We start from the raw sequence: 17,499 nt of genomic DNA on the forward strand, positions 1-17,499 counted from the left end.
CCGAAAATGGGGTCGTATCGTCAATATTATTTCGACCTCGGTCAAGGAACCGATCGCTATGCTAGGGATATCCAATACCATCCGCGGAGCTGTTGCCAGTTGGGCGAAAACTCTGGCCGGCGAACTTGCCGCGGACGGTATCACCGTAAACAACGTGCTTCCGGGCTACACACGCACGCAGCGACTTGACCAGATCCTGAAGGAACGTGCTGCGACAACGGGCAAATCCGAAGAAAGCATCGCCGCCGCCATGCTAGCCACAGTACCGGCAGCGCGTTTCGCCGAGGCCAAGGAAGTGGCACATGCCGTTGCCTTCCTGTGCCAGCCGCAGTCAGGCTACATCACCGGTATCAATCTGCCGGTCGATGGAGGGCGCACCAAGTCCCTGTAAGGCCCGATTCTGCAACCGGATGCGTTATCCTATGACGGCTAAGGGAGTGCCGATGGAAAAGATCGACCAATGGATCGCCGGAATACCGCAGGCATCATCCGATGCGGCCGTTCTGTCCGTATTCGATCCCGTCACCGGGCAAGCCTACGCCGAATGTCCGCGGGGAACTGCCGTTGATATCGCCGCCGCCGTGACCGCCGCCCAGTCTGCTTTCCCGGTCTGGTCAGCACTCAAAGCCAGCGACCGCGCTCAGTGGCTGAACCGCTTGGCTGATGCCATTGAAGCCCGCATTGAGGCCTTCAGCCGCTGTGAAAGTCGTGATACAGGCAAGCCACTGGGCTTGGTCCGTGATATCGAAATCCCCCGGGCGATTGCGAACTTCCGTTTTTTTGCCGGCACAGCAACGCAATCTCTGGATCAGAGCTACCATCAGGAGGCCGGTCTCAACTACACGCTGCACCAGCCGCTGGGCGTGGTCGGCGTCATCAGTCCCTGGAATCTGCCGCTTTACCTCTTGAGCTGGAAACTTGCGCCGGCGCTGGCTGCCGGCAACTGCGTCATCGCCAAACCCAGCGAAATCACTCCGATGTCTGCAGATCTTCTCGCGCGCACGGCCCAGGAAATCGGTTTCCCAGCCGGCGTACTGAACATCGTGCAAGGCGCCGGCGAAACCGTCGGCGCTGCACTGGTCGCGCATCCGGATGTCAAAGCCATCAGTTTTACCGGATCTACTGCAGTCGGACACCGGATTGCCGCCGCCTGTGCGGACCAGTTCAAGAAGCTCACCCTTGAGATGGGCGGCAAGAATCCGGCACTGGTCTTTGCCGATGCGCCCGCGCATACCCTGAAGTCACTGGTGCGCGCCGCCTTCCAGAACAGCGGACAGATCTGTCTGTGTGGATCGCGGATTCTGATTCACCGCGATATCTACGAGGATTTCAAAAAGGCCTTTGTCGCCGAATCTTCTGCACTTAAGATCGGCGCACCGTCCGATCCTGCTACGCAGCTCGGTCCCGTCATGTCCGAAGCGCACTTCCGCAAAGTTCTGGCCTACATCGCCCTAGCTAAAGATGAAGGCGGCAGTGTTCTGTGCGGCGGCGAGGCAGTCAAGCCGGAAGCTTGCGACGGCTGGTTCATCGCACCAACGGTCATCGAAGGCCTGCCGATGGATTCGGGCTTCTGCCAGGACGAGATTTTCGGACCGGTGGTCAGCCTGCATGCTTTCGACAATGAAAATCACGCCCTGGCCCTGGCCAATGCATCGCGTTACGGTCTAGCCGCAACTGTATGGACCAGCGATCTGATGCGCGCCCATCGCATGGCCAGTGAGCTCGAGTGCGGCATTGTCTGGATCAACACATGGATGCAGCGGGATCTGCGCACACCCTTTGGCGGCATGAAGCAATCCGGCTTCGGTCGGGAAGGCGGCCTGGAAGCCATGAAATTTTTCACTGAACCCAAAACCGTCTGCATAGGTGTCTTGCCCAATGGCTGAGCTGACGACTCTGTTGAAGCAGAATAAGGCCTGGGCCGAACGCATTCGCGCCGAGGATCCGGGCTTTTTCAGCCGTCTGGCGCAGATTCAGAATCCGCGTTATCTGTGGATTGGGTGTTCCGACTCGCGCGTACCGGCCAACCAGATCACCGGGATGGACCCCGGGGAAGTCTTCGTTCACCGAAATGTCGCCAATGTGGTGGTGCATACTGACCTGAACTGCCTCAGCACCATTCAATATGCCGTCGATATGCTGAAGGTTGAACACATCATCGTGTGTGGACATTACGGCTGCGGCGGCATCCAGGCCATGCTGGACGGCCAGCGTATCGGATTGGTCGATAACTGGCTGCGTCATGTTGCCGACGTCCATGACAAGCACCATGAATCACTTGAAAAACTCGATGCCGAACAGCGGGTCAAAACACTCTGTGAATTGAATGTCATCGAGCAGGTCCTCAATGTCTGCCAGAGCACCGTCCTGCAGGATGCCTGGAGCCGCGGCCAATCCGTACAGGTGCATGCCTGGATCTACTCGCTGCATGATGGCCGCATCCAGACGCTCAATCAAGGCATCGAGGGGGCCGATACCGTGATCGGCGGCTACCGCCGCGCCGTCAGCACATGCTGGGAGAATATCAATGTCTGAATCGATTCAGTCCGCAAATGCACCGAAAGCGGTGGGTTCATACCCGCATGCGCGCCGCGCAGGCAATCTGCTCTTTCTATCCGGCATCGGCCCACGTTCGGCAACGCACAACGGCATCCCAGGAAATATCCATGATGCCGGCGGAAATCTGCTGTCCTACGATATGGCGGCCCAGTGCCATGCGGTATTCGCCAATGTGCAGAGCGTGCTGGAATCCTGCGGAGCCGGCATGGACGATCTTCTCGACGTCACCGTCTACCTGACCGACATGGCAAAGGATTTCCCGGTTTACAACCGAATCTGGTCCGAATATTTTCCGGATTCCGCAAAGGCTCCTTGCCGGACCACGCTCGGAATTACGTCCCTGCCGACGCCGATTGCCATCGAACTCAAATGCATTGCTGCCTCAAGGAGCTGACATGCTGACGCCTGCTTTCAACCTTCAGGAATGGATCGACGGGCACCGCCATCTGCTCAAGCCGCCGGTCGGCAACAAGTGCATGGTCGATGGCGATTACATCGTCATGATTGTGGGCGGCCCAAACGAGCGGACCGACTATCACTACGAAGACGGCCCCGAATTCTTCTACCAGATTGAAGGTGAAATGATCCTGCGCATCCAGGAGGATGGCCGGCCTCGCGACATTCCGATCAAGGCCGGAGAAATGTTCTATCTGCCGCCGCATGTTCCGCACTCCCCGCAGCGCATGCCGGATTCGGTCGGCCTGGTCATCGAGCGCAAGCGCCTTGCCCATGAGCAGGACGCCCTGATGTGGTTCTGCGAGCGTTGCAATGCCAAGCTTTATGAGGAATTCTTCTACCTGATCGATATCGAAAACCAGTTCCTTTCTGTATTCGAGCGTTTTTACCTTTCTATCGAACACCGCACCTGCAAGGCCTGCGGCCATTTGAACCCGGCACCCGCCCGCTACCATCACGAAACTCCGGAGTAACCCGTGTTTTCATCCGAACTGCTCGCCGCCAATCTACTGTCACCGGTCGTACTGGCTTTCGCATTAGGTATGCTAGCCCGCCTGTTGCGCAGCGACCTTGAAATTCCGGCCGCCATCCAGAGCTACCTCTCGATCTTTCTGTTGCTGGCCATAGGCCTGAAAGGCGGGGTCGCACTCGGTAACAACGCCCCCGATAACCTGATGCTCTACGTTTTTGCCACTCTGGCACTGGGCGTGGTGACCGCCGTCAGTGCCTATTTCACCGCAAAGCTGTGGCTACGCGATTCCCGTCTTGATGCCGCCGCCATGGCGGCACACTTCGGGTCGGTGTCCGCAGTAACTTTCATCGCCGCGCAGCAGTTCACCGAGCGCAGCGGTCAGCCGGCCGATGCCGTGTTGGTCGCACTCGTGGTTGCCCTGGAAATTCCGGCCATCCTGATCGGTCTGGCATTGGCCAAAGGTGGCGATGGCATTCGCTGGCATCAGGTCCGGGAAGTGCTGACCGGTAAAACCGCACTGCTGCTGATCGGCGGCATGGCCATCGGCTACCTATCCGGAAAAGACGGCATCGCGAAAGTGGATGCCATGTATTTCCAGCTGTTCCAGGGAACGCTGATGCTGTTCATGCTGGATATGGGCATGACCGCCGCGGGGCAGCTGCGCAGCGTCGGCAGGGAGGCGTTCCGCCTCGGGCTCTATGCCACCGCCCTGCCCTTGGTGCATGGTGCGGCCGGTGTAGCACTCGGCCATGCCATCGGCATGAATGCTTCCACAGCGGCGGTATTCGGCACCATGGCGGCCAGCGCCTCGTACATCGCAGCTCCGGCATCGATGCGCGCTTCATTGCCTGAAGCCAATACCGGCCGTTGCATTACCGCTGCGCTGGGCTTCACCTTTCCATTCAACCTGGCTATCGGCATTCCGCTCTATGCAGCAATGGCGCATTGGCTCTCAGCGTAGACCTGCACATGCTCCGTATCGACACCCACGCCCATTACCTGCCCCGCGACTGGCCGGATCTCGCCACCAAGTACGGCGACAACCGGTTTCCGGTGATTCACCACGGAGAAGACGACCGCCACCGGATCTACAAGGACGGCAAGTTTTTCCGCGAAATCTGGCCGAAAACCTGGGACCCTCAGGAACGCATTGACGATTATGCGCGCTTCGGCATCCAGGTCCAGGTCATTTCGACGGTGCCGGTCATGTTCAGTTACTGGGCACCGGCACATCAAGCACTCGAGCTGCATGAAAGCCTCAATGACCACATGGCGGAAACCTGCCGTGACTTTCCCGGCCACTATGCCGGCATCGGAACTGTTCCGCTGCAGTCGCCGCGCCTAGCCATCCAGGAGATGGAACGCTGCGTCGACCAGCTGGGCCTGTGTGGGGTTCAGATCGGTTCGCACATCAACGACTGGAATCTGGACGACGCCGAGCTACGCCCGTTCTTCGAAGCCGCCCAGGACCTCGATGCCGCCATTCTGGTGCATCCTTGGGATATGATGGGTACTGACAGCATGCCGAAATACTGGATGCCCTGGCTGGTCGGCATGCCGGCCGAACAATCACGGGCAGCCTGTGCACTCATTTTCGGCGGCGTACTCCAGCAGTTTCCACGTCTTAAAGTGATGCTTGCGCACGGCGGCGGCAGTTTTCCGTATACCATCGGTCGGATCGAACATGGATTCAACATGCGGCCGGATCTGGTGGCCACCGACAATCCGCACAACCCCCGGGGTTATTTTAAACAACTGTATTTCGATTCCTGCGTGCATGACGACCGCGCCCTGCGCTATCTATTAGACACCGTCGGCATCGACCGGGTCATGCTCGGCACCGATTATCCCTTTCCGCTCGGTGAGCAGGAACCCGGTTCGGGAATCCTCGGTCTGAATCTGGATGTCGATGATCAGGAGCAGCTGTTTAGCCGAACCGCGCTGTCCTGGCTGGGTCGGGACCGTCGTCACTTTGAGCAGAAATCATGATTTTCAGCAACGATTATGCCGATCAACTGGACCGTGCCGATTCCCTGGCTTCGTTTCGCGACCGCTTTCATATTCCGAAACACGCAAACGGTGATCAGATTTATCTATGCGGAAACTCTCTGGGCCTGCAACCCAAAAGCGTTAAGACGGTACTTCAGCAGGAGCTGGATGACTGGGAGGCACTCGGCGTCGAAGGCCACTTCCACGCCAAGCACCCGTGGATGCCTTACCACAGCGAACTTCGTGATCTGCTTGCGGAAACAGTCGGGGCCAGGCCAGTGGAAGTTGTCGCCATGAACTCCTTGACTGTCAATCTGCACCTATTAATGGTCAGCTTCTACCGGCCGAACGCGGAGCGCGCAGCAATCGTCATCGAACAGGGCGCATTCCCCTCCGACCGTTATGCCGTTGAATCTCAGATCCGCTTCCATGGCTTCGACCCGGCCGAGTGCCTGATTGAAATTGCTGCCGATCCGGACACCGGCCTGATTCCGACGGATGCCCTGGAAAGCTGCCTGCGTGAACACGGCCACCGCGTGGCCTTGATACTGTGGCCCGGCGTGCAGTACCGCACTGGTCAGGCTTTCGATCTGAAAGCCATTGCCGATCTTGGTCACTTCTATGGCTGCCGAGTCGGTTTCGATCTGGCGCATGCCGCCGGCAACCTGCCCTTGCAGCTGCATGATTCAGGCGCGGATTTCGCGGCTTGGTGCAGCTATAAATATCTGAACTCCGGCCCCGGCGCCATTGCCGGTGCCTTCGTGCATGAGCGTCATGCCCAGGCCGTGCTGCCAAGGTTCAACGGCTGGTGGGGCCATCGTCAGGACACCCGCTTCCAGATGGGGCCGGAATTCAAAGGCACGCCCGGGGCGGAAGGGTGGCAGCTCAGCAATCCGCCGATTTTCGCCATGGCACCGATGCGTGCTTCGCTGGAAATCTTCCATGAAGCAGGTATGCCGGCATTGCGGCGGAAGTCCCTTGCGCTTACAGCATATCTGGAAGCGCTCATCCGGCAGGAGCTCGGCGATGTGCTTCGAAGTGTCACCCCCGACGACCCCGAGCAGCGCGGATGCCAGTTGAGTTTGCAGGTGCGCGCCGGACGCGACGCCGGAAAACAGCTCTTTGAACATCTGATGCAATCCGGCGTCATCGGCGACTGGCGGGAACCGGATGTCATCCGTCTATCGCCGACACCGCTTTACAACCGCTTCAGCGACTGCCTTGGTGCGGTGCGATGCATCAAACAATGGGCGGAATCAGTATGAAACACCAAACCATCCATATTGCCGGCGCAGGTCTCGCTGGCGCCTTGCTTGCCATCTTGCTGGTCCAGAAAGGCCACACGGTCCGCATCTATGAAAAACGTCCGGATCCGCGCAAAGCCGGAATTGAGGGTGGTCGATCGATCAATCTGGCTCTGGCCTACCGCGGCCTATATGCCCTGCAGCAGGCCGGACTCGATGATGCAGTAATGCCGCAGGTGGTCATGATGCGCGGGCGCATGGTCCATGACGTATCGGGCGATACCCATTTCCTGCGCTATGGCAAGGATGACTCGGAAGTGATTTGGTCGGTTCACCGCGGCCGTCTGAACACGGCGCTGATTGAAGCTGCCGAAAAACAGGGGGTCAGCGTCCATTTCAATGCCCGAATCGGTGATATTGACCTCCACAACAACACGCTTCGCATCGATTATTTGGATCACAGCGAAACCGAGACCTTTGAACGTCTGATTGGTGCTGATGGCGCCGGATCAGCGGTCCGTCGTGTTCTGGTCCAAAAGGGTCTGCTTCAAGAACACCTGGATGCTTTGGGACACAATTACCGTGAACTTGAAATCGCACCGGATTCGCAAGGAGATTTCAAACTGGACGGCAATAGTCTGCATATCTGGCCGCGCGGCGGATATATGTGCATTGCCCTGCCGAATACCGAAAAAACATTCACCGTCACCCTTTTTCTGCCGGCCAAGGGCAATCCGGGCTTCGATCAGATCCGCGATCCGTCCAGTGCCCGGGCCTTTTTTGCCGAGGTTTTTCCGGACGCGCTCGATAAAATTGCGGATTTTGACTACGATTGGCAGCATAATCCGGAGAGTGCACTGGCCACATTGACGCTCGATACCTGGCATCATGGAGACCGTATCGTGCTGATCGGTGATGCCGCGCATGCTATGGTGCCGTTCCATGGACAAGGCATGAACTGTGCGTTCGAGGACTGCCTGGCACTGGTCGATGCCATTGAAAATGCAGAAAACTGGAACGCTGCCATCAGCGCCTATGAAGCGGCCCGGCGTGAAAACGCTGCCGCTATCCAGACCATGGCGCTGGAGAACTATGTGGAGATGCGCGACAAAGTCGACGACAGCCGTTTTCTGCTGGAAAGAGCGCTTGAACGCGAATTGGCCGGGCGCCATCCGGATCGATTCATTCCGCGTTACAGCATGGTCAGTTTCCAGCGCGTGCCTTATGCCGTTGCCCTACGCCGCGGCAGGATCCAACGCGGCATCCTCGCAGGTCTGTGTGAAGGAATTTCCGATATCGCCCAGGTCGATTATGCCTTAGCCTCGGAGATGATCCATCGCGAGCTCGAGCCCCTGCATGCCTGAAAGCTTCCTCTGGTACGATCTTGAAACCTTCGGCCGCAGCCCGCGCACCAGCCGGATCTCCCAGTTCGCCGCTATCCGCACCGACCCGGATTTGAATCCGATCGGCGAACCGGTGTCCTTGTTCTGCCGCCCGGCCGATGATTTTCTGCCTGAACCGGAGGCAGCCCTCATCACCGGAATAACCCCGCAGCACGCCCTTGCCGCAGGACTGTGCGAGGCCGAGTTCATGGCGGTGCTGCACGAGCAGTTCAGCCATCCGAGCACCTGCGCACTTGGCTACAACTCGATTCGCTTCGATGACGAGTTTATCCGCTTCGGCCTGTACCGGAATTTTTTCGATGCCTACGAACGCGAATATACCGCCGGCAATTCCCGCTGGGACCTGCTTGATGTCATGCGCATGTTCTATGCAATGCGTCCTGATGGCCTGCAGTGGCCGCTGCGTGAGGATGGACTACCGAGCTTTAAACTGGAAGATCTGGCCAAAGCCAACGATTGCTTCGAGGGTGAAGCCCATGAAGCGCTTTCGGATGTGCGCAGCCTGATCAGGATAGCGCGACGGGCCAAAGCCGCGCAACCGAAGCTATGGAACTATGCGCTGAAGCTCCGTGACAAGGAGTTCGTAGCCGGCATCATAGCTCCGCACAAGCGTCAGGCGGTGCTGCATGTGTCCGGCCAGTTCTCCGCGGAACGGGCCTGCAGCGCATTAATGCTTCCGCTGATGCCACACCCCTTGTTCAAAAACCGGGTGATTGCCATTGAACTGGCGCCGGAAGCCCTGAAACTGCTGCATTACACGCCCGAAGAAATCGCCAGCAATATTTTTACCAAACGCAGTTTGCTGCCGGAAGGTGAAAGCCGCATCGGCATCAAGGAAATCCAGCACAACCACTGCCCGGTGGTCGTCACCCTGCAGTCCTTGAGTGAAGCCGAACTGGCTCGATGGGGCATTGACGCCGAACGCCTGAAGATTGACATCGCGGCCGCCGATGCCATTCGTAGTGATTTGCTGGCTCATTTCGAAGCCATTACAGACAAGTTGGCAAAGGTATTCAGTCGTCCGCGCACTGGCGAACCGGCTGATCCAGATGCCGCACTTTATGACGGGTTCATTGAGCGTGCCGACAAACCGAAATTCGGAAAGGCGCGCTTCAGCAAGGGCTGCGACCCCCTGGTCTTCATTGATCCGCGCCTGAGTGAACTGTACTTCCGCTACAAGGCCCGAAACTGGCCGGAGTCCCTGACCGGCGGCGAGTCGATTCAATGGCGAGATTTCCGGAAAAGCCGGCTGACGCCGGAGGCGCTGAGTGATTACACACAGCAATGCCGTGACCTAGCCGCAGCTCATCCCGATAAAGCCGGGGTCATACAAGCATTGATTGACTGGGCAGAACGAATCTCTCCGGCAACGGCATGAAACACCGAGAGCGGCCAGTTATCGGGATCCATGCCCCATAAAAGAATTAGTTTCAATCATCGATTATTCGAAACGCCATGGGGAACATGGCCTGCCGCGACATGTTGCCGGGCACTAGCAATGTTGTGACTGGAATCATCGAAAAACAAATCAGCACCAAAGGCTTCAAGAAATGGGCCTTTGTCACGGCCACCCAGAAAAAGCGATTCATCCAGACGGACCCCCCACTGACGCAGGGTCAAAATGACCCGTTTATGAGCCGGTGCCGAGCGCGCCGTCACCAAGGCGGTTCGGATCGGACTGGATTTTACCGGGAAACATTCCTGAAGGTCATGCAAAGCAGACAGGAATCCCTTGAAGGGCCCACCTGAAAGTGGCTCATAGGCGCGGGCTGTTTCGTGAGCGTGAAATGCGGCAAGGCCGTCCTCTTGGGAAACACGTTCAGACTCATCACTGAAAATCACAGCATCACCATCGAAGGCAATGCGCAGCTCATGATGAAGTTGTTCGGCGGCAACTGCAGGCAATATGGTTGCTGCGGCGACACCATGTTCCAACGCAGAACGCACGGAATCGGGGTTTGCCGAAAGAAAAAGTTGCGCCCCAAAAGGCTGGATGTAGGGATAAACCTCAGCACCGCTGGTGAAAACTGCCCGAGTGATTTTCAGGCCATAGTGCTCAATGGAATTGAAAATACGCAGACCGGTATCGGAACTGTTGCGTGAGAGCAGAATGACTTCCACCCTCGGATGATCCGGATCGGCGCCGGCATTCAAGGCCAGCAACTTCTGGACCAGCGGAAAAGCGATCCCCGGCGGTAGTGTGTCGTTTTCGTGCCTACGCTGGTATTCCGCATAGGCATCGATGCCCTGGGCTTCAAATACTCGGTGGCCGTCTTCCAGATGGAACAAAGCGCGCGCTGTAATGGCCACCACTAATGGCGCGGGGGCTTGACTCGAATGCGAAGTAGGTTGGCCGTTCATGATGCCAGTATGAACTAAGGAAGTCTCATTTACCGAGATTCAGGTGACGAATTGTTCATTGAGAATGCGGTCATCGAGATTGTGCTCGGGGTCGAACAGCAGGCGTACGGTATTTTCATTACCTTCTCGGATGTTGACCTCGATGACATCGCGAACCTCGTGGGAGTCCGCAGTGACGCTTACTGGACGCTTGTAGGGGTCAAGCACCCGCAGCCGGACCAGGGTGTCGGCACGCAGGATAGCGCCGCGCCAGCGCCGCGGGCGGAATGGCGCGATGGGTGTCAACGCAATGACCGCAGATCCCAGGGGCAATATCGGACCCATGGCCGAGAAATTATAGGCCGTGCTGCCAGCCGGGGTTGCCACAAGTATGCCATCGCATACCAGCTCTTCAAGCCGGATCTGACCATTCAAGGATACCTCCAGCTGGGCAGCCTGGCGTGTTTGTCGTAGCAAGGAAACCTCGTTATAGGCCAGGAAACGGTAGCGCATACCGGCCTCGGTCAATGCCTCCATTTCAAGCGGCTTTAATGTGCTGTACTCGGCACTGCGGAGTCGCTCAAGCAGACCTTCTGGGCGGTAATGGTTCATCAGGAACCCAACACTACCCAGTTTCATGCCGAATACCGGAAGTGACAAGGAAGCGAACCGGTGCAATGTCGACAGCATGAAGCCGTCACCCCCTAGCGCGCAAATGACATCTGCCGATTCGGGCGAAGATTGGCCATAGGCGCTGATTAAAGCCTGTAACGCCTCCTGCGCCCCGGCCACGGGACTGGCTACGAAAGCAATATTTGGCGGATCGGAAAGCTTCACAAGCGGCTCCATGGCATGACGGGCACATCATAACCGATGTACCCGGCCATATCAGCGCACGCCGGTGGAGGCAATTTGCGCCAGACGTCGGACTGCCACCGAGAGGGTCGGAAAATCCATCTCGCTCAAGGAGCGCATATCACTGAACATGCCCAGGGTGTACCTGAGACCCGCATCATCGCGCGACAGCCATGAACTGACCCATTCGGCTGGCGATTTACCGGCGGAGGCTGTCGCCAGGACCGTACTGACCAGCTGACGCTGTTGAGCCTGCAGCTCATCGCGGAGTACGCCACGGGCCTGCGCCTGCCAACGACCAGTCACCGGAAGGAGCTCGACGTTTTCAAGCAACCAATTGATATGCAAAGCTTCACTCAGTGCAAGATGGGCCTGCGCAACCGCCATAACCGGCTGTTTCTGGAGCAGGCTAAGCTCAACGATGTCCATCGCAGAGTTCAGGTAAGGCAGCGCCGCCAGAAAATGTGCCAGTCGGGCCGACATGCCGAGTCCTGATAGACGCCTGAATTCGGCATCAAATAGCAACCTATCTGCGTTGGTCAGCGCGACCGGCAGCGATTTAAGCAGCGTACTGAACGGCTCCTGATAGCGTTCCACCATACGCGCAATATCCAGAATAAGTCCCGACTGAGCAATGAGCCAGCGAGTCAGATTACGCTGGAGATGCCAGATACCGGTAAGAGCCTCGATCTGTACTTTCTCGCTGACCTTATGGTCGAGCGCATCGATTTCGGACCAGAGCTCCCTTGCCAGTATACTTTCGCGAATAATGGTATAGGCCTTAGCGATTTGTGACGGGGTTTCACCGGTATCCTCCTGCATACGCAATAGGAATGTCGAACCCATCCGGTTGACCAGGGAATTGGTTACCGCGGTAGCGATGATTTCGCGGCGCAGGCGGTGGCTGAGCATGTAATCGGCATACTTTACCTGCAAGGGCTTCGGGAAGTAGCGCTGCAGTTCCATAGAAAGGAACGGATCTTCCGGCACATCGGACTCCAGAAGCTGATTGAAGATGACAATCTTGTCATAGCTCAGCAGAACTGAAAGTTCCGGACGGGTCAACCCTTGCCCCTTGGCTTTGCGCTCGGCCAATTCGGCATCGCTTGGCAGGAATTCGATGGCACGGTCTAGCAGACCCTTGGCTTCAAGTGTTTGGATAAAGTGCGTGAATGAGCCTAGGCGCTGTGCACTCATCGATTCCATCAGACTGAGTGCTTGGTTCTGCCGGTAGTTGTCAACCAGAACCAGGTCACCAACCTCATCGGTCATACTGGCCAGCAGCGCATTGCGCTGCTCGAGTGTCAACTCCCCTGCGAGCACGGCAGCACCGAGCAGGATTTTGATGTTGACCTCATGGTCGGAAGTGTCGACGCCAGCCGAGTTATCGATGAAATCGGTATTGAGCAGGACACCATGCTGGGCCGCTTCAATGCGTCCACGCTGGGTCATGCCCAGATTGCCACCTTCACCCACCATTCGGCAACGCAGTTCGCTGCCACTAACACGTAGACCATTATTGGCACGGTCGCCGCAGTCAGCATGAGACTCGCCAGTGGATTTAACATAGGTTCCGATGCCGCCATTCCAGAGCAAATCAACCGGCGCTTTCAGTATGACGTTCATCAGCTGGTTCGGGCTCATTTCCGAAATTTCGTCATTGATGCCAAGTGCCGTTTTGACTTCCGTACTAAGTGCAATTGATTTCGCGCTGCGTGGAAACACGCCGCCGCCCTTGGAAATAAGTGCGGCATTGTAGTCTTCCCAACTCGAACGCGGAAGCGCGAACATGCGTTTCCGCTCGGCATATGTCACAGAGGCATCAGGATTCGGATCCAGGAAGATATGACGGTGATCGAATGCCGCCAGTAGACGGATATGGGGTGACAGCAACATGCCATTCCCAAAGACATCGCCCGACATATCACCGATACCGACGCATGTGAAATCTTCGGATTGACTGTTACGGCCGAGCGCCCGGAAATGCCGTTTGACTGACTCCCATGCCCCCTTAGCAGTGATGCCCATGCCTTTGTGGTCATAGCCGACCGAGCCGCCAGACGCAAAGGCATCACCAAGCCAGAATGCATGCTCAGCCGAAATGCCATTGGCAATATCAGAGAATGTGGCGGTACCCTTATCGGCAGCAACCACTAGATAGGGGTCATCACCATCATAGCGCACCACCTGTTGCGGATGCACAATATGGCCGTTGACAAGATTATCAGTGATATCGAGTAATCCATTGATGAAGCGTTTATAACAGGCGATGCCTTCAGCCAGTACCGTATCTCGGTCGCCTCCTTCAGGTGAACGCTTGGCAAAGAAGCCGCCTTTCGAGCCGACCGGAACGATCACGGTGTTCTTGACCATCTGGGCCTTGACCAACCCAAGCACCTCGGTACGGAAGTCTTCGCGACGGTCTGACCAGCGCAGGCCGCCGCGAGCAACCGGTCCAAAACGCAAATGTACGCCTTCGACAAAAGGTGAGTAGACGAAAATTTCGCGGTATGGGACCGGCTTCGGAATATCCGGAACCTGCGCAGGATCGAATTTGAAACTGAAGTAATCTTTGGTTTTACCCAGGCGGTCACTGGCCTGGAAGACACTTGTGCGAAGGGTCGCTTTTATGACTGCTGCGAAGGCTCGCAGGATACGGTCTTCATCCAGACTGGCTACTTTAGCGAGCTGTTTGCCAAGGAGCTTGTCAACGGCACCGACTTGCTCTTCACGCGAAGTTGCAACGAAGTTGGACAGATAGCGTTCCGCCGAATCGACACCCATACCTTTCAGGTTTGGAGCCAGATCGACATTACTTCCACTCAAATCCGGATCGAAGCGCGCTTCAAACAGACCAATCAGTATCCGAGCTACCGCCGGATAGCGCTGCATCGTCTCTTCCATGTAAATCTGCGAGAAAGGAACACCGATCTGGAGCAGGTATTTGCAATAGGCGCGCAGCACCGCAACCTGGCGCCAGCCCAGACCTGCCAGCGTCACCAGGCGGTTGAAGCCATCGTTTTCGCATTGCCCCTGCCAGACCGCGCTAAAGGCCTGTTCGAAGCCGGCCTTGATGTGTTCGGCCGAAACGATTTTTGTCGATTCCAAAGCGAAGTCTTGGATGATGACCCTACGTTCGTCTAATGTCAGCACATAGGGATTTTCGGTCAGCACCTTGACGCCGAGGTTTTCAAGCATAGGGAGAGCATCGGAAAGCGCAATCTCCCTATCGAGACTGAACAATTTGAAACGCAGAAAATCGTCTTTCTGGTAGAGATTCAGAGCCAGGCCACCATTAGCAGTAAGCTGTTCAATCTGCCGAATATCTTCGATACTCTGCTGAGGCGTGACGGTTTCCACATAACTCTGCGGCAATGCCGGTAAATACCGTGCCGCAAACGCGATACCCTGCTCTTCGCCAAATCCATGAATGAGGGCGTCACGAAGCTCATCCTTCCAGTTGCGGATAATGGCAGCCAGTTCGGCCTCCAGCGCCTCGAGATCATAGGATGCGGGAAGACTGCCATCATGTCGGATAAGAAGATGCAACTGCGCCAGTGGCGAGTCACCGATCTTCAGGGTCTTATCAATGCGAACACCACGCAGTGCATGCATGAGCATGTCTTCAATACGGGTGCGGATTTCGGTATTAAAGCGGTCCTTGGGAAGGTAGATCAGTACCGAGAAGAAGCGGCCGAACGAATCCTTGCGGATGAACAGTTTAGGCCGGAAACGTTCCTGAAGGCTGAGTATACTGACACTGGTCTGAAGCAACTGATCAGGAGCGGCCTGGAACAGCTCCTCACGCGGCAAGGTTTCAAGAATCTGGCGCAATGCCTTGCCGCTATGGCCCTCCGGACTGAGACCGGAAGATTGCATGACCTTGTCGTAATTGAGACGGACCACGGGAATTTCCCAGGGACGTCGGTTATAAGCCGATGTGGTGAACAGGCCGATGAAGCGATACTCACCCAAGACGCGGCCATCGGCGCCGTAATGCAATATGCCGATGTAATCCATGTAAGTCGGACGGTGAACCGTGGCACGTTCGGCGGTCTTGGTCAGCACCAGCAAATCACGCCGCTCGCGCAGCGTCTGGCCAAGACTACTGATCAGGCTTACATTGGTGCCGTGATGCGCATCTCGCAGGATACCAAGACCGGTTCCCGGAACAGCATCCAGAGAATTCTCTGAGCCCTGACAGCTGACACGATACTCCCGGTAACCCAGGAAAGTGAAATGGTTTTCGGAAGCCCACTTCAGAAAAGCACTGACCTCGGACGGCGCGGTTTCAGCATGATCAAGATGCTGGCTAGCGGCGATGTCGGCAACTTCAAGCATGCGCGTACGCATCTTTTGCCAATCGGTGACACTGGCCCTGACATCTTCCAAGGTGCTGCGGATTGCAGCAATCAATTTATCTGCAGTTTCAGTGGTCTGACGTTCGATTTCCATCCAAACCACAGACTCTTTGATTGGTCCGGGTAACGCGGTCAATGAACCTTTACTATTGCGATCAACGGAAAGTACCGGATGTACGATGTCAAAACACGTGACGCCAAGGTCATCCAGAACCATCTTGAAGGAATCGACGAGAAATGGATAGTCGTCTGAAACGATTTCCAGACTGCTACGGGGGCTGCTGCCGTCGGCTGCGAGATTTACATCCTGGGTTACCCGGACATTGGCGATGCCGGGTTGGCGGACACGCGTAACATCCAGCAGCGAATTCAAAATCTTCACCCAGGCCTGCTGGTCCTGCAGCTCGAAATCCTCTAATGATATCTGAGACAGGATGGCATGGACGATGTCTGCATCTGTATCAGACCTGTTTAAGGTTTGGACCAACTGTCGTGTTATGGCAGAAATGGCCGAGGCCGAAGGATTGATGATGACGGTCATGGAAATCTTCTATAAAAATAGCGTCGAATGGCTTCAGCGCAGACCGGTTTCATTGCGGGCAATGACCAAGCGCTGGATTTCACTGGTGCCTTCATAAATCTCGGTAATTTTGGCATCACGAAAATAACGCTCGAGAGGCATTTCCTTGGAATAGCCCATTCCGCCATGAATCTGCAAGGCCTGATGGGTAATGAACATGGCAGCTTCGGAGGCACTTAGTTTAGCGACAGAGGCCTCGGTGCTGTATCGCCCACCATTGCGCTCTGCATTCGATTTGACCCAAGCCGCACGCAGGGTCAGCAACTCCGCAGCATCGAGACGGCATTTCATGTCGGCAATCTTAGCCTGGATCATCTGAAAGGAACCAATGGGCTGGCCGAAGCTCTTTCGCTCTTTGACGTAAGATACCGCTGCTTCGTAGGCCGCACGCGCAAGACCTACCGCCTGCGAGGCAATACCGATACGTCCCGCGTCCAGTACGCCCATGGCAATCTTGAAACCCTCCCCTTCCACGCCGAGAACCTCATCTACCTCGGCGACATAGTCCTGGAATTCTATTTCGCAGGTGGCCGAAGCGCGGATACCGAGCTTGGGTTCGGTCTTGCCGCGTAAAAAGCCGGGCTTGGCGGTGTCAATCATGAATGCGGTGATACCTTTGGCGCCCCTTTCCGGATCGGTCATCGCAAACAGCACGATGTACCTGGCAACAGGACCGGAGGTGATCCAGCTCTTCTTGCCGTTGATCACGAACCGGCCATCATCCTGCTTGACCGCACGGCAACGCATCGCGGTGGCATCGGAACCGGATTGCGGCTCGGTCAGGGCGAAGGCACCGATTTCACGTCCTTCGGCAACGGCGCGAACATACAACTGCTTTTGTTCTTCGGTACCGAACTTGAGGATGCCGTTACAAAATAGCGAATTATTGACCGAGACGATGGTGGAATGGGCACAGTCACCGGCGGCAATTTCAATCATGGCCAGCACATAGCTGATCGGGTCCATGCCGGAACCGCCGTAAGCTTCGGGAACTTCGATACCCATAAGTCCGTTTTCACCCAGCAATTGAATGTTTTCCAGTGGGAATTCACCGGTCCGGTCGAAGTGCTCGGCACTGGGGGCGATTTTTTCCTGTGCAATGCGACGCGCCACATCCCGGATCATCAATTGCTCTTCGGTGAAGTTAAAATCCATATCATCCTCGACAGGAAAAATTTACGATTTGCTATTTTACCCCCTTAGCGCATACGTATGTATTGCCATGGCTCCAAAAAAAATA

14 protein-coding genes are annotated in these 17,499 nt (G+C 56.4%); 10 read left to right on the top strand and 4 right to left on the bottom strand.

Features of this window, described 5'->3' with window-relative positions; genetic code table 11:
- The 10 genes from ACIQ0Q_RS04975 to sbcB all read left to right on the top strand — a co-directional run.
- The coding region (locus ACIQ0Q_RS04975; protein ID WP_395771846.1) for an SDR family oxidoreductase at positions 1 to 391 on the top strand (391 nt) is incomplete at its 5' end.
- A 52-nt stretch (positions 392 to 443) separates the two neighbouring features.
- On the top strand, positions 444 to 1,886 hold the full coding sequence (locus tag ACIQ0Q_RS04980; protein WP_395771847.1) for an aldehyde dehydrogenase: 1,443 nt from the start codon (positions 444 to 446) through the stop codon (positions 1,884 to 1,886).
- The gene (gene can / locus ACIQ0Q_RS04985) at positions 1,879 to 2,535 is read left to right on the top strand and encodes a carbonate dehydratase (RefSeq protein ID WP_395771848.1); all 657 of its coding nucleotides are present in this window, start codon (positions 1,879 to 1,881) and stop codon (positions 2,533 to 2,535) included. The genes ACIQ0Q_RS04980 and can overlap by 8 nt, the downstream gene beginning before the upstream one ends.
- Entirely contained in the window at positions 2,528 to 2,953 is a 426-nt protein-coding gene (locus ACIQ0Q_RS04990) for a RidA family protein (RefSeq protein ID WP_395771849.1), read from the top strand. Before can ends, ACIQ0Q_RS04990 begins: the two co-directional genes overlap by 8 nt.
- A gap of 1 nt (position 2,954) precedes the next feature.
- Positions 2,955 to 3,488: a 3-hydroxyanthranilate 3,4-dioxygenase gene (locus ACIQ0Q_RS04995; RefSeq protein WP_395771850.1), complete on the top strand. Its 534-nt coding sequence runs from the start codon at positions 2,955 to 2,957 to the stop codon at positions 3,486 to 3,488.
- Positions 3,489 to 3,491: 3 nt separating this feature from the next.
- Positions 3,492 to 4,448: a sodium-dependent bicarbonate transport family permease gene (locus ACIQ0Q_RS05000; RefSeq protein WP_395771851.1), complete on the top strand. Its 957-nt coding sequence runs from the start codon at positions 3,492 to 3,494 to the stop codon at positions 4,446 to 4,448.
- Positions 4,449 to 4,456: 8 nt separating this feature from the next.
- On the top strand, positions 4,457 to 5,476 hold the full coding sequence (locus ACIQ0Q_RS05005; protein WP_395771852.1) for an amidohydrolase family protein: 1,020 nt from the start codon (positions 4,457 to 4,459) through the stop codon (positions 5,474 to 5,476).
- Positions 5,473 to 6,741 (top strand): kynureninase, encoded by a 1,269-nt coding sequence (gene kynU, locus ACIQ0Q_RS05010; protein WP_395771853.1) that lies wholly within the window; start codon positions 5,473 to 5,475, stop codon positions 6,739 to 6,741. Before ACIQ0Q_RS05005 ends, kynU begins: the two co-directional genes overlap by 4 nt.
- The gene (locus ACIQ0Q_RS05015; protein WP_395771854.1) at positions 6,738 to 8,084 is read left to right on the top strand and encodes an FAD-dependent oxidoreductase; all 1,347 of its coding nucleotides are present in this window, start codon (positions 6,738 to 6,740) and stop codon (positions 8,082 to 8,084) included. Before kynU ends, ACIQ0Q_RS05015 begins: the two co-directional genes overlap by 4 nt.
- A complete protein-coding gene (sbcB, locus tag ACIQ0Q_RS05020; RefSeq protein WP_395771855.1) occupies positions 8,077 to 9,501 on the top strand; it encodes an exodeoxyribonuclease I in 1,425 nt (474 codons plus the stop codon). The genes ACIQ0Q_RS05015 and sbcB overlap by 8 nt, the downstream gene beginning before the upstream one ends.
- 56 nt (positions 9,502 to 9,557) lie before the next feature.
- Here the strand turns inward: sbcB and ACIQ0Q_RS05025 are convergent, their stop codons facing one another.
- The 4 genes from ACIQ0Q_RS05025 to ACIQ0Q_RS05040 are packed head-to-tail and all read right to left on the bottom strand — an operon-like array spanning position 9,558 to position 17,414.
- Positions 9,558 to 10,484, bottom strand: a complete 927-nt coding sequence (locus ACIQ0Q_RS05025; protein WP_395771856.1) for a 5'-nucleotidase — start codon at positions 10,482 to 10,484, stop codon at positions 9,558 to 9,560.
- A 39-nt stretch (positions 10,485 to 10,523) separates the two neighbouring features.
- The gene (locus ACIQ0Q_RS05030) at positions 10,524 to 11,300 is read right to left on the bottom strand and encodes an NAD kinase (protein WP_395771857.1); all 777 of its coding nucleotides are present in this window, start codon (positions 11,298 to 11,300) and stop codon (positions 10,524 to 10,526) included.
- 51 nt (positions 11,301 to 11,351) lie between these two features.
- A complete protein-coding gene (locus tag ACIQ0Q_RS05035; protein WP_395771858.1) occupies positions 11,352 to 16,220 on the bottom strand; it encodes an NAD-glutamate dehydrogenase in 4,869 nt (1,622 codons plus the stop codon).
- Between the two features lie 33 nt (positions 16,221 to 16,253).
- The gene (locus ACIQ0Q_RS05040) at positions 16,254 to 17,414 is read right to left on the bottom strand and encodes an acyl-CoA dehydrogenase family protein (protein ID WP_395771859.1); all 1,161 of its coding nucleotides are present in this window, start codon (positions 17,412 to 17,414) and stop codon (positions 16,254 to 16,256) included.
- Positions 17,415 to 17,499: the final 85 nt, after the last annotated feature.

It is taken from the genome of Arenimonas sp., from assembly GCF_044348765.1.
Lineage (GTDB): Bacteria > Pseudomonadota > Gammaproteobacteria > Xanthomonadales > Xanthomonadaceae > Arenimonas.

What these genes read in the sequence shown, in the direction of transcription:
- ACIQ0Q_RS05025 (WP_395771856.1), bottom strand. Translation starts at nt 10,484, where the DNA reads ATGAACGGCCAACCTACTTCGCATTCGAGTCAAGCCCCCGCGCCATTA.
- ACIQ0Q_RS04995 (WP_395771850.1), top strand. Translation starts at nt 2,955, where the DNA reads ATGCTGACGCCTGCTTTCAACCTTCAGGAATGGATCGACGGGCACCGC.
- sbcB (WP_395771855.1), top strand. Translation starts at nt 8,077, where the DNA reads ATGCCTGAAAGCTTCCTCTGGTACGATCTTGAAACCTTCGGCCGCAGC.
- kynU (WP_395771853.1), top strand. Translation starts at nt 5,473, where the DNA reads ATGATTTTCAGCAACGATTATGCCGATCAACTGGACCGTGCCGATTCC.
- ACIQ0Q_RS05005 (WP_395771852.1), top strand. Translation starts at nt 4,457, where the DNA reads ATGCTCCGTATCGACACCCACGCCCATTACCTGCCCCGCGACTGGCCG.
- can (WP_395771848.1), top strand. Translation starts at nt 1,879, where the DNA reads ATGGCTGAGCTGACGACTCTGTTGAAGCAGAATAAGGCCTGGGCCGAA.
- ACIQ0Q_RS05040 (WP_395771859.1), bottom strand. Translation starts at nt 17,414, where the DNA reads ATGGATTTTAACTTCACCGAAGAGCAATTGATGATCCGGGATGTGGCG.
- ACIQ0Q_RS05035 (WP_395771858.1), bottom strand. Translation starts at nt 16,220, where the DNA reads ATGACCGTCATCATCAATCCTTCGGCCTCGGCCATTTCTGCCATAACA.
- ACIQ0Q_RS04990 (WP_395771849.1), top strand. Translation starts at nt 2,528, where the DNA reads ATGTCTGAATCGATTCAGTCCGCAAATGCACCGAAAGCGGTGGGTTCA.
- ACIQ0Q_RS05015 (WP_395771854.1), top strand. Translation starts at nt 6,738, where the DNA reads ATGAAACACCAAACCATCCATATTGCCGGCGCAGGTCTCGCTGGCGCC.
- ACIQ0Q_RS04980 (WP_395771847.1), top strand. Translation starts at nt 444, where the DNA reads ATGGAAAAGATCGACCAATGGATCGCCGGAATACCGCAGGCATCATCC.